Source organism: Candidatus Aquarickettsia rohweri, from assembly GCF_003953955.1.
GTDB lineage: Bacteria > Pseudomonadota > Alphaproteobacteria > Rickettsiales > Midichloriaceae > Aquirickettsia > Aquirickettsia rohweri.
On the sequence record NZ_RXFM01000030.1, the window covers coordinates 1 to 12,271 of the forward strand.

12 protein-coding genes are annotated in these 12,271 nt (G+C 27.7%); 8 read left to right on the forward strand and 4 right to left on the reverse strand.

The features are described 5' to 3' along the window. From tnpA (EIC27_RS08130) to EIC27_RS02905, 4 genes are all read right to left on the reverse strand, one after another. Positions 1-144, reverse strand: a 144-nt coding sequence (gene tnpA, locus EIC27_RS08130; RefSeq protein WP_410519455.1) for an IS66 family insertion sequence element accessory protein TnpA, incomplete at its 3' end; no start/stop codon positions are given. Between the two features lie 471 nt (positions 145-615). Continuing rightward, the gene (locus EIC27_RS02895) at positions 616-1,017 is read right to left on the reverse strand and encodes a DUF2628 domain-containing protein (protein WP_126044648.1); all 402 of its coding nucleotides are present in this window, start codon (positions 1,015-1,017) and stop codon (positions 616-618) included. 7 nt (positions 1,018-1,024) lie between these two features. Further along, positions 1,025-3,112, reverse strand: coding sequence for a protein kinase domain-containing protein (locus EIC27_RS02900; RefSeq protein WP_126044649.1), 2,088 nt, complete (start codon positions 3,110-3,112; stop codon positions 1,025-1,027). After that, a complete protein-coding gene (locus tag EIC27_RS02905; RefSeq protein ID WP_205702320.1) occupies positions 3,093-3,587 on the reverse strand; it encodes a peroxiredoxin in 495 nt (164 codons plus the stop codon). Before EIC27_RS02905 ends, EIC27_RS02900 begins: the two co-directional genes overlap by 20 nt. A 136-nt stretch (positions 3,588-3,723) precedes the next feature. Between EIC27_RS02905 and cutA the strand changes: the two genes are divergently transcribed. The 8 genes from cutA to tnpA (EIC27_RS08135) all read left to right on the forward strand — a co-directional run. Next, positions 3,724-4,044, forward strand: coding sequence for a divalent-cation tolerance protein CutA (cutA, locus tag EIC27_RS02910; RefSeq protein ID WP_126044651.1), 321 nt, complete (start codon positions 3,724-3,726; stop codon positions 4,042-4,044). An 83-nt stretch (positions 4,045-4,127) separates the two neighbouring features. Then, on the forward strand, positions 4,128-6,956 hold the full coding sequence (locus tag EIC27_RS02915; RefSeq protein ID WP_126044652.1) for a 2-oxoglutarate dehydrogenase E1 component: 2,829 nt from the start codon (positions 4,128-4,130) through the stop codon (positions 6,954-6,956). A 15-nt stretch (positions 6,957-6,971) separates the two neighbouring features. Continuing rightward, positions 6,972-8,174: a 2-oxoglutarate dehydrogenase complex dihydrolipoyllysine-residue succinyltransferase gene (gene odhB / locus EIC27_RS02920; RefSeq protein ID WP_126044653.1), complete on the forward strand. Its 1,203-nt coding sequence runs from the start codon at positions 6,972-6,974 to the stop codon at positions 8,172-8,174. Positions 8,175-8,194: 20 nt separating this feature from the next. Beyond that, on the forward strand, positions 8,195-9,598 hold the full coding sequence (lpdA, locus tag EIC27_RS02925) for a dihydrolipoyl dehydrogenase (RefSeq protein WP_126044654.1): 1,404 nt from the start codon (positions 8,195-8,197) through the stop codon (positions 9,596-9,598). An 8-nt stretch (positions 9,599-9,606) separates the two neighbouring features. Continuing rightward, positions 9,607-10,956: a cysteine--tRNA ligase gene (cysS, locus tag EIC27_RS02930; protein ID WP_240627076.1), complete on the forward strand. Its 1,350-nt coding sequence runs from the start codon at positions 9,607-9,609 to the stop codon at positions 10,954-10,956. Positions 10,957-11,002: 46 nt separating this feature from the next. Next, positions 11,003-11,308 carry a hypothetical protein gene (locus EIC27_RS02935; RefSeq protein WP_126044655.1) on the forward strand — a complete coding sequence of 102 codons (306 nt, stop codon included), beginning with the start codon at positions 11,003-11,005 and terminating at the stop codon, positions 11,306-11,308. A 153-nt stretch (positions 11,309-11,461) separates the two neighbouring features. Then, positions 11,462-11,794 (forward strand): hypothetical protein, encoded by a 333-nt coding sequence (locus tag EIC27_RS02940; protein WP_126044656.1) that lies wholly within the window; start codon positions 11,462-11,464, stop codon positions 11,792-11,794. A gap of 323 nt (positions 11,795-12,117) precedes the next feature. Next, on the forward strand, positions 12,118-12,271 hold a 154-nt coding region (gene tnpA / locus EIC27_RS08135), incomplete at its 3' end, for an IS66 family insertion sequence element accessory protein TnpA (RefSeq protein WP_410519450.1).

The window sequence follows — 12,271 nt, forward strand, 5'->3', positions numbered from 1 at the left end:
TTCTTTCACTCTTATTGGTATAAATTTATTTTTTACTGTATTTCTTTTATTTCCTACAAGAATTCTGTGCCATTTATAAAATGTACTTCTCGGCACATTCTTTTGCTTACAAAATTCATATTTACTTACATTACTTTTTTTTATATTCTTCTACTAGCTCTTTCCATTTTTCATTACTTATTCTTTTTTTCTTTTTTTCTAATAGCATCATTAGCCTCTATTTTTTTAGGCTTTTGTTCTACCACTTATTTTTATTCTTGCCTAGATGCCCTTATTTTAGCGCTTACTTATCAACAAATATAACAACAACTCTGGATCACCACAGTTGGAATTGCATTCCTCCTTCGTGATGACTCCAAGAGATGATGTGTTTCATGATGACAAAATTTGGTATAAATTTTAACTTCTTATCTGCGGCTCGGGCTATATTAAATCCAATTTTATTTTTTAACTTCTTTACTAAAGTAAAAAGAAATATAAAAGATAATATTGCTATTACAAACATAGATATTATAAAAGAAATATACTCTCCTTTTATAATAGTGCTTCTGATTTAATCTTATAAGTTAAATAAAGAAGTCATAAATTTGTAGAAATAAAATTAAAAATTTTTATTTACTTTTTATTATTAGTTTTAAGCTTTAAATTTAATAATAATTTTGATAATGCTGATTCTTTTGATTCTGCATAAATTATTGATTTTAATAGGTAGTTTTTATTAACTAGTTTTTTTTGTATCATAGAGCTACTGTAAATTGCAAAATATATTGAAATACATAAAAAAATAAAATTTTTTATATTGCTATCTATTATTTCTAAAAAACTTAAACATGATATTATTATAGATGCTGATATATAAAATATAACCCCATTCCATAATCTATTGTATATTAGCCAAATAAAAGTAAACAAAAAGGCCATAAAAGATACTTTTTCTTCAACAAAAATACAATCTTGTAATATTGAATCTTTATTAATATTCGTTTTGTTGCAATAAACCAAAAAAGTTTTACTCATAAATATACTATATTGTTAACTTTGCTAATATGTATATCACTGCTATTGAGAATAATAAATAACTTATTGTAAGAGTTGTATTCATACATTTTTGTTCTACATCTTGTTTTGATTCTAATTCACTAACAATTTGTTCTAATTTATTTTGTATTTTACTTGTTTTAGCTACATTCTTTAAAAAATTTTCTTTATCACCCTGAAATAAGTCTTTCTGATCTAATATATCGATAATTTTAGATAAGTCTCCTTCTTTGGAAATTTCTTTTATTTTTTCTGAAATTTCTTTTTTAAATTTTTTACTTTGAATAAATTTATCAAGAAATTTAATAATATTTTGTGAAAATAACTTAGATAAATAAGAAAGTTTTTGAATTTTATATTCTTTCTGAACTTCGCTGAATAATAATAGAAGCTTAAAATAACTTGTATTTTTGATTATTAAGTTATTGAAATATAAATATTTTGTTAAGTAATCATCTTCTAATTTTGAATGTAAGAAAAGAATTAAATATAAATTATTAAAAATAAATTTTTCAGAAATATTATTTTCATTGATAAATTTTAACATGTCAATTGGAGAAAAAATTACCTTTTTTGAAGGTAAGCCAAATATATAAGGTAATTTTGGATAGGTTTTATTTAATGCATAAAGAAAGTTTGATAGATAATTATCTTTTGCTTTTTTTGCTTTTTCTTTATAAATTTTAATAAAACTATGTGATTTGTTGTGAATTTCAGAATTAAGTGAAAATTCATTAATGTAAAATTGATAATCAATAATTTCAGATAACAATTTTAATTCGTTATGTTTATTATTTTTAATTAAATTGATAACGAAATTACAAATAGAATAATTATCAAAGCTGAAAGATAAATTTTGTATGCTAAATATATCTTTATTGCCTAATATTTTAATAATTTCAGCTATAACTAAATCATTTATATTAAGATACTTAGTTTCAAAACGACCTGTTGTTATATTTTTATTAAGTAGGTGCTTAATTTTATATAAAGATTGAGCATTTTTATAATATTTAAATAAAAAAGTTTGTAGTTTTCCTGAAGAAAATAAATTTTTTGTCTCAAATAAGTTAGAAGCAAGTTCATGTGATAAAATGTTTGCATTATAAATCTTTTTATTATTAAAAATAATTGGTTCAGAAAAATCATGCTTTTTAATCTTAGGAAAAAAGTTTTTTAAGGCAGGTATGTTTGATAGTTCATTATATCCAAACCTTTCTTTGTCACTATCATTAAGAAGTCCTCTTATAATTTTGTTAATAGTTCCAGTTAAAATCTTGTTTTTAATAAAGTATCTATAAGAACCAGATAGTATTCTGCCAGAATTTAAATCTTTGATATTAGGTTTTTTAATACTCTTTCCAGTTGTGAGTTCTAAACATACAATACCAAGTGCATAGTAATCAGAGCTTTTATTAATATTGCTTTTTGCATAAATATTAGATTCTGATATGTTTAAACATTCATAAACTGGGGATTGATTATATCCAAATGGTGTTGTAAAGCATTCATCTAAAATAAAATTTCCAGATTTTGAAAGATAAATATTATCTAAATTAACTGAACCATGTGCAATCCCTTGATCATGTAGATTTTTTAAAGTTTCCTTAATGTTATAGAGTATATTTTTTATTATATATTTATCTGAAAAAGACTCATTTTTATCGATTAACTCACCTAATGATACTGCAAAGATGTCGTTAAAGATTACGGCAATATATTCTTCATTAGTATCGTGAAATTCAACGATTCCTATATCAATCGGATTATTAAAATTTTCTATTTTATTTGATGTTAAATTAACTATAGATTCTAAATAAAATAAAAAAGATTTATCAAATAATTTAGCATAACAATGATTTTGACTAGATTCTTGTAAATCATTGACAGCATATGCTACACAAAAATCATTTGAAAAAGATTTTAAAGGTTTTGTCTTATCAATAATAAATCTATCATTAACAATATTAGATTTATGGCACCTTTTTATAATGTTTTTATCTAAAAATATTATATTATCATTAATATTTTTATTTTCTGATATGTTATTATCATTAATTTCTGCAACTTTCATTTTTATTAAGTTGGAATAAGTTTTTTGCTTCTAAAAGCACTTGATCTACATGACCACTAATTTTAACATTACGCCAAATTTTTCTAATTATACCACTTGAGTCAATTAAAAATGTACTCCTTTCTATACCCATATAATTTTTCCCAAACAAACTTTTTTCCTTCCAAATATCAAGTTTTTTACATAAATTACATTCTATGTCAGATATTAATTCAAAAGCAATTTTTTGTTTATTTATAAAATTTAAATGGCTTTTTATGCTATCTTTGGATACTCCAAAAATTAATGTATTGCATTTTTTAAATTCATCATAGCTATTTGTGAAGTTATTAGCTTCTATGGTACACCCAGGTGTAGAATCTTTGGGATAAAAATATAAAATGTAACTTGTCCCTTTTAGATTCTTTGGTGAAATGTCTTTTCCACTTGATGAAGGAAGTGAAAAAGATGGAATAGGATCGTTTATAGAAACCATTATACAATACTATAATTTACTTATACTTATAAGAAAGTAGGTTAAACTTGTTGTATAATTTGTCAATATTTACTTTTATATTGTTTATATCTATAAAATTAAATATAGGTATTAAAGTCTTATTGGTAAAAAAGGTATGCATAATTTTTCATTAATATATGTTACTTGTAAAAATAAAAATGAAGCTAATTCTATTGCAACTATACTTGTTGAGGAAAAATTAGTGGCATGTGCAAATATAATTAATAGTGTAAAATCAATTTATTATTACAATAACCAAATTCACTATGATAATGAAGTGATATTGATATTAAAAACTCAAAGCAAATTATTTGATGAAGTAAGATTAAGAATTTTAAAGATACATAGCTATGAATCTCCATGTATAGTTGAAATCAAAATTAGTAATGGTGAAAAGAGTTTCTTGGATTGGATAATATCTTCAACAAGCATTTAAATTCTTCAAAAATAGAATCCTTGATTTTTCATAGATATGAGAGTAATAATTATGAAACTATGGTTATATCTTGAAATAATTAAATGAGTGATAATTCAGATTTTTTTTCGCAGAACGCAATATTTATTGAGGAGTTATATAATAAATATTTAAAAGAACCAGATTCAGTAGACGATATTTGGAAAAAGTATTTTGCGGATTTAAAAGAAAATGTTGATGATTTTAACAATTATTTTTCTGGTCCAAGTTGGAAAAAAAGGGGTAATAAAATAGTTGGTTATCAAGATAAAGTTAAAAAAGGTATAAAAAATAGTAAAACTGAATCAAATAATCAATTTAATGATCTTACTATAAAAGCAATTCAATTAATTGATGCTTTTAGGATTTATGGACATATTGCTGTTAAATTAGATCCACTTAATCTTAACAATTCAGCGTTTCCAAAAGAATTAGATTATAAAAACTATGGTATTAAAGATGAAGATTTAGAGCAAAAAATTTATCTAAATGGCATTTTTGGTCAAAATGAAATGCAGTTTAAAGAACTATATCAACGTCTCTTAAACACATATAGTGGGAGATTTGCTATAGAATTTTCTCATATAGATAATTTGCAGGAAAGAGAGTGGCTTAGAATAAAAATAGAAAATGATGCTGGTGTAATTAATTTAAGCAAAGATAAAAAATTTAAAATATTAGATAGCATAGCGAAAGTTGAAATGTTTCAGGAATATCTGCATACAAAGTTTCCTGGTGCTAAACGTTTTTCTATTGAAGGAGGTGAGGGAACAATAATAGCGCTTGAAGAAATTATTCAGGTTTTGGCTAAAGATAATATGGAAGAAATTATTTTTGGAATGGCTCATAGAGGCAGATTAAGTGTATTGACTAAAGTTATAAATAAACCTTATCATGCTGTCTTTTCTGAATTTAAAGGAGGTATTTTTATACCAGAAGAACTTAATTTGCCAGGTGATGTAAAGTATCATCTAGCTTTTTCTTCTGATATTGAAATTGATGGAAAAAGTATTCATTTAACACTTACACCCAACCCATCACATTTAGAAACTGTAAATCCTGTTGTATTAGGTAGAGTAAGAGCTAAACAAGATTTAATGAATGACGAAGAAAGAGATAAGGTTGTGGGAATTTTGCTTCATGGCGATGCAGCTTTATGTGGGCAAGGTTCGGTGATGGAATCTTTAGCATTAGCTGGAATTAAGGCCTATGATTCTGGAGGCACGATACATATAGTAACAAACAATCAGATAGGATTCACAACCAATGCTACAGATGGAATATCGTCTAGGTATTGTACAGATATAGCTAAAATGATTAATGTACCAATTTTTCATGTAAATGGTGATGATCCTGAGGCCATAGCATATATTAGTAAAATAGCAGCAGAATACCGATCAAAATTTAAAAAAGATGTATTTATTGACATAGTTTGTTATAGAAAATATGGGCATAATGAAGGTGATGAACCAATGTTCACTCAGCCAAGAATGTACGATAAAATTCGTACACATAATAAGCCTTCTGAGGTTTATACTGCTAAGCTAAAAAATGAAGGGAATTTTGATGAAAATCTATTTGAAAAAAATAAAGTGGAATTTAAAGGTTTTTTAGATCAAGAATTTGAGTTATCAAATAATTATAAAGCTGAACAAGCTGATTGGCTTAAAGGTGAGTGGCAAAATTTTGATGGATTTTTAACTGAAGATAATAAAAATGTAATTACAGGAGTAAAACATGAAGATTTAAAAAATTTTAGTAACGCATTAACAAATGCTCCTGATTCTTTTAAATTAAATAAAAAAATTGAACGATTGCTTAATAATAGAAAGCAAATGTTAGAAACAGAAGATAATATTGATTGGGGTATGGGTGAGACTTTAGCTTATGCTTCATTGCTTAAAGAGGGATTTAATATTAGATTTACAGGTGAAGATGTAGAAAGGGGTACATTCTCTCATCGTCATTCAGTTTTAACAGATCAGGAAAATGAAAAAAAATACATTCCATTAAATAATTTAGAAAAACATCAAATTGCTAAATTAGAAATATATAATAGTATTTTATCTGAATTAGCAGTTATGGGCTTTGAATATGGTTATAGTTATTCCAGTCCAAATAAATTAGTAATTTGGGAGGCACAGTTTGGTGATTTTGCGAATGGTGCTCAAATGATTATTGATCAATATTTAGTTTCTGGAAAAGCTAAATGGTTAAGAATGAGTGGGTTAGTTCTATTATTGCCACATGGATATGAGGGGCAAGGACCAGAACATAGTTCTGCAAGAATGGAAAGGTTTTTACAGCTTTCTGCAAACAATAACATTACTGTTGCAAATTGCACAACTCCTGCATCAATTTTTCATTTACTTAGAAGGCAGATGCTAAGAAGATATAGAAATCCATTAATAATAATGACACCAAAATCTTTGTTAAGGCATCATTTAGCAGTTTCTAAACTATCTGATTTTGCTGAAGATACACAATTTCAATCAGTAATCGGAGATGACTCTAAAGATGCCAATAAAATTAATAAAGTTATATTTTGTAGTGGTAAGGTATATTATGATTTACTTGAGGAAAGAGAAAAGTTAGCAAAAAATGAAGTTGCTTTAATTAGATTAGAAGAGCTTTATCCATTCCCTAAAGAAAAAATAATAAATCAAATCAACAAGTATAAAAACTTAAAGCAGATTATTTGGTGTCAAGAAGAACATAAAAATATGGGAGCTTGGAGTTATATCAAACCAAGATTTGATGAAGTTTTAGGAGAAGTTGATAGCAAATTGAGGATTGGATATATTGGAAGGGATGAATCAGCTTCACCTGCAGCTGGTTACTTAAAACTTCATTTAGAAGAGTTATATAAATTTTTACAAAAAGCATTTGAATAATAGGAGTTAAAAAATATGGCAGTTAATATTATAGTACCATCACTTGGAGAGTCAGTTACTGAGGCAACTATTGCAAAATGGCATAAAAAAGTTGGTGAACAAATTAGAGTAGACGAGCTTTTAATTGAATTAGAAACAGATAAAATAACATTAGAAGTTAATGCTCCTGCTTCTGGTACAATATCTGAGATAAAGTTTAATGAAGGAGATGTTGTTGCAGTCGGGGATACTTTAGGATTGTTAGAAGAAGGGGAAGTTTCTCAAGAGGTTGTAAAAAATGATGATGAATCAGAAAGTGATAGTATCAATACTAACATTGATTCTCAGCCTGTGCAAAATGATGTCCCTAAAGAACAAATTTTTTCACCAGCTGCAAGTAAAATTGCTTCAGAAAATAATATTCAAAATATAGAAAATCCAACTGGAAAAGATGGTAGGGCTACGAAAGGCGATGTAATATCTGCTATTTCTAATCCTCAATCTCAAAATCAAACATCTATAGTTACTCAATCTCAAGATCAACTTGAGGAGAGAGTAAAAATGACAAGGCTTAGAAAAACAATAGCAAAGAGACTTAAGGATTCACAAAATACTGCAGCAATTTTGTCAACTTTCAACGAAGTAGATATGTCTGCAGTTATTAAATGTAGAAAAAATTATCAAGAAGCATTTAAAGAAAAGCATGGAGTTAAGTTAGGATTTATGTCCTTTTTCGTCAAAGCTGTAGTTGCAGCATTAAAAGAAATTCCAGCTGTTAATGCTGAAATTGATGGAGACTATTTAGTTTATAAAAATTATTATAACATTGGTGTAGCAGTAGGAACAGAACAAGGGCTTGTAGTTCCAGTTGCAAAAAATGCTGATAAAATGGGTCATGCTGAGATTGAAAAAAATATTGTATCTTTAGGTAAGAAAGCAAGAGATGGTAAGCTTGCAATGAGTGATATGCAAGGTGGAACATTTAGTATTACAAATGGTGGAATTTATGGCTCATTGTTATCTACTCCGATAATTAATCCACCTCAATCAGGAATACTTGGAATGCATAACATTGTGGAAAGACCAATGGCAATTTCTGGTGATGTTGTAATTCGTCCAATGATGTATATTGCACTTTCTTATGATCATAGAATAATAGATGGAAGTGAGGCAGTTACATTTTTAAGAAGAGTAAAAGAAATGGTTGAGACTCCAGAGAAACTTTTATTTAATTTGTAAAATTTAATGGGTTATAGATTATGGAAAAATACGATATTTTAGTGATTGGCGGTGGTCCTGGTGGATATGTTGCAGCAATAAAAGCTGCTCAACTTGGTAAAAAAGTTGCCTGTGTAGATAATAAAGAATTTTTAGGAGGAACATGCTTAAATGTTGGCTGTATTCCATCTAAATCACTACTCAATATAACTCATAAGTATCATGATGCTAAGCATAATTTTGCATCAAGAGGAATAGAGTGCAAAGATATTAGTTTTTCTTTAGAAAAAATAATGGAAACTAAGTACTCAACTTTATCAGGATTAGGGCAGGGTATAGCTGGATTATTTAAAAAAAATAAAATTGATTACTTTAATGGAATTGGAGAATTTGAAACTAATAATAGGATTTTAATTAATTCAAATAATGGTGATAATATAACAATAGAAGCTGAAAATATTATAATTGCAACAGGTTCAGTTCCGATTACATTGCCTGATATAGAAATTGATGAAGAAAAAATAGTAACTTCTGATGGGGCTTTATCTCTTGAAAAAGTTCCAAATAAGATGATTGTGATAGGAGCTGGAGTTATTGGCCTTGAGTTGGGATCAGTATGGTCTAGGCTTGGTGCGAGTGTTGAAGTGGTAGAATTTGCTGATGATATATTGCCAGGTTTTGATCTTGATGTAAGAAAAGAAGCAAAAAAAATATTTGAAAAGCAAGGTTTAAGTTTTAAGCTTAAATCTAAAGTAACATCTGCTCAAGTTATAGAGTATAAAGTTGAAGTTAATATTTCTTCAGTCTCAAGTGATGATTCAGAAAAAATGGATTGTGATGTTGTGTTGGTTGCTGTTGGTAGGAAGCCAAATACTAAATCATTAAATTTAGACAAAGTAGGTATAAAATTGGATGATAGAGGAAGGGTAATTGTTGACGGACAATTTAAAACAAATATCCCAAATGTTTATGCTATTGGTGATGTTATTGCTGGACCAATGCTTGCGCATAAAGCTTCAGATGAAGGAGTTGTTGTGGCTGAAATTATTGATGGGCAACATGGGCATATTGATTATAATACTATACCAAGTGTTGTCTATACTCATCCAGAAATTGCTTTTGTTGGTAAAACAGAGGATGAATTAAAAAAAGATCAAATAGATTATAAGGTTGGTAAATTTCCATTTCTTGCAAATAGCAGGGCAAGAACTTCTTTAGAAACAGATGGTTTTGTGAAAATTTTAGCTTGTAAAGAGAGTGATCAAGTTTTAGGAGTGCATATTATAGGTGATGCTGCGGGAGAATTAATTGCTGAAGCAGCGGTTGCAATGGAATTTAAAGCTGCATCAGAAGATTTAGCAAGGATTTGCAATCCACATCCAACTCTAAACGAGGCAATTAAGGAAGCAGCGCTTGCTACTTATTTTAAACCAATTCATTTATAGTTTTAAAATTGAAAATTTTTTTAACCAATACTATCAACGGAGTAAAGCAAGAGTTTATTCCTATAGATAGGGGAAATATTAAAATGTATGTATGTGGTCCTACAGTATATGACAGGCCACATATTGGTAATGCAAGGTCTTCTGTGGTATTTGATGTTTTATTCAGATTATTAAAACATGTATATAATAAAGTTACATATGTAAGAAATATTACTGATGTTGATGATAAAATTATTGATTCTGCAAATAAAAATAATGAGAGCATTGAATCATTAACTACAAAGATTACAAAATATTTTCATGAAGATTTAGATAAACTTAATTGTTTATTACCAACTTACGAACCTAAAGCTACTGAAAATATCTCAGAAATGATTGATATGATTAGAAGGCTTATAGAGCTTGGGTATGCATATGTTAAAGAAGATCATGTATATTTTGATGTTGATAGTTATAGTAATTATGGAGAACTTTCTAAAAGAAAAATTGCTGATCAAGACATAGGTGCAAGAATAGAAGTTTCAAATTTGAAAAAAAATCCATTAGATTTTGTGCTGTGGAAGCCCAAAAAAGAACACGAGAAGATGTTTTTTGCAAGTCCTTGGGGTGATGGTAGACCTGGGTGGCACATAGAATGTTCAGTAATGAGTAAGAAATATTTAGGGGATAATTTTGATATCCATGGAGGTGGTATTGATTTAGTTTTTCCTCACCATGAAAATGAAATTGCTCAAAGTGTGTGTGAATCAAAAAGCAACAAATTTGCAAATTATTGGGTTCATAATGGATTTTTGACGGTTAATAGTGAAAAGATGAGTAAAAGCCTTAAAAATTTTACCACTGTTAAAGAGCTATTGGATAAAGGGGTTGGTGGTGCTGAATTGAGATATTTTTATCTTACTGCAAATTATAGAAAGCCACTTGATTTTAATGAAAAAGCATTACTTGATTCTAAGAAAAGCATAAATAAGTTTCAAAGATTTATCCAAAAATTTAATATTAAATTTGATGAAATATCAGGTGATTTGCCTGAGGAGTTCTTGAAGTATATATCTGATGATCTAAATACACCGCTTGCACTATCATTTATACATCAATTGGCAAATAAGGCATTAGATGGCAATGAGAATAGTGCTAATGATGTATATAATTGCTGTAAGTTTTTAGGTTTGGATATTAGGCAGAAAGAAGAGGAAATACAAGTCACACAGGAAGTAATAGAGCTTGCAGAGAAAAGAAAACGGCTAAAAATTGATAAAAATTGGCAAGGGGCTGATAAAGTAAGGATAGAGATAGAGAAGTTAGGTTATAAAGTAATCGATACCCAAGATGGTTATAAAATTGAACTTGTAAATTAAGGTTTTGTTATGTATAATAACTCTAAAAATAAAATTTGGGGTTGTTATGTCTGTATCATTTAAAATTATTAAAAATAATGATGAATCAAAAAATTTGCTAAATCAGATTTTTAGTTCCGCAAATAGTCCTAAGTCTTGTGCAATCTATGGAAATGGCAAGCATTGTGAAAAAGGTGTGGAAGGAAAATTAAAGCTTTGGGGTAATAGGGGAGATAACAGTAATGAAAGTGAATGTAAATTAGCTAGGGTTCTTACAATTGATGATGAGCCAGCAGCTTTATTTAATATTGGTATGACTGGATCACCTCCAACTGTATCTGATAGAACAGTGTATAATTATACTAATGTTTAATTTATTGATAATTTCTTAAATCAAGTAGAAAATTTATTATCTAATATTTCTTCTTATTATTTTACTAAAAACAATGTTTATGAATTTTCTGGTATATTTATTGTAGATAAGTTTTTAGGTGAAACAAAGACTATCTCTGATTCTATAGGTAATATGGCTAATGTTTGTAAAGCTGACGATGGTTTTACTAAAGCTTTTTTAACTATTAAAAAGAATCACCCATATCAAAAGGATATATTTGTAGGTTTTGGTGGAAAAGAATTAACTTGTGATAATTATGTTGAGCTTTTAGGAGAAAACTCATTCCATCCTGAAAGATTTAAATGTGAAGATGGGCAATTTAAAGAGTGCTTGTCTTGGGGAAGTGAAAAAGTACAGCACTATGGTTGGCATGAATCTGATAAATGTATAGATTTTATTGAAAAGACAGCATTTGTTTTTGACATGAATGAAGGGTACTTTGATTTTGGAAAGGGTGAGTTATAAATATATTTATAATACCTAAATTTAATATAATTATTCTTAATAATTTACCTGAGAAATATATGGTTTGATTTATTTGATAAGCTAATAATCCATTTCTCTCTCAAATTCCAAATTTCCTCAAGAGAATGCTTTTTATTAAGGCCTTTTTCATTCATCCATGAAATAAGATAATTGCGATGTAGTTCTATCTTTTTTTACCTATATCTAACGGTTTTAATTTATATGATTTAACTATTTCTGCTTTGTAAGCGCTAAAATAAGGGCATCTAGGCAAGAATAAAAATAAGTGGTAGAACAAAAGCCTAAAAAAATAGAGGCTAATGATGCTATTAGAAAAAAAGAAAAAAAGAATAAGTAATGAAAAATGGAAAGAGCTAGTAGAAGAATATAAAAAAAGTAATGTAAGTAAATATGAATTTTGTAAGCAAAAGAATGTGCCGAGAAGTACATTTTATAAATGGCACAGAATTCTTGTAG

Coding starts and splice junctions, on each gene's coding strand:
- EIC27_RS02915 (WP_126044652.1), top strand. CDS start 4,128: ATGAGTGATAATTCAGATTTTTTTTCGCAGAACGCAATATTTATTGAG.
- EIC27_RS02900 (WP_126044649.1), bottom strand. CDS start 3,112: ATGAAAGTTGCAGAAATTAATGATAATAACATATCAGAAAATAAAAAT.
- odhB (WP_126044653.1), top strand. CDS start 6,972: ATGGCAGTTAATATTATAGTACCATCACTTGGAGAGTCAGTTACTGAG.
- lpdA (WP_126044654.1), top strand. CDS start 8,195: ATGGAAAAATACGATATTTTAGTGATTGGCGGTGGTCCTGGTGGATAT.
- EIC27_RS02935 (WP_126044655.1), top strand. CDS start 11,003: ATGTCTGTATCATTTAAAATTATTAAAAATAATGATGAATCAAAAAAT.
- EIC27_RS02940 (WP_126044656.1), top strand. CDS start 11,462: ATGGCTAATGTTTGTAAAGCTGACGATGGTTTTACTAAAGCTTTTTTA.
- EIC27_RS02905 (WP_205702320.1), bottom strand. CDS start 3,587: ATGGTTTCTATAAACGATCCTATTCCATCTTTTTCACTTCCTTCATCA.
- cutA (WP_126044651.1), top strand. CDS start 3,724: ATGCATAATTTTTCATTAATATATGTTACTTGTAAAAATAAAAATGAA.
- EIC27_RS02895 (WP_126044648.1), bottom strand. CDS start 1,017: ATGAGTAAAACTTTTTTGGTTTATTGCAACAAAACGAATATTAATAAA.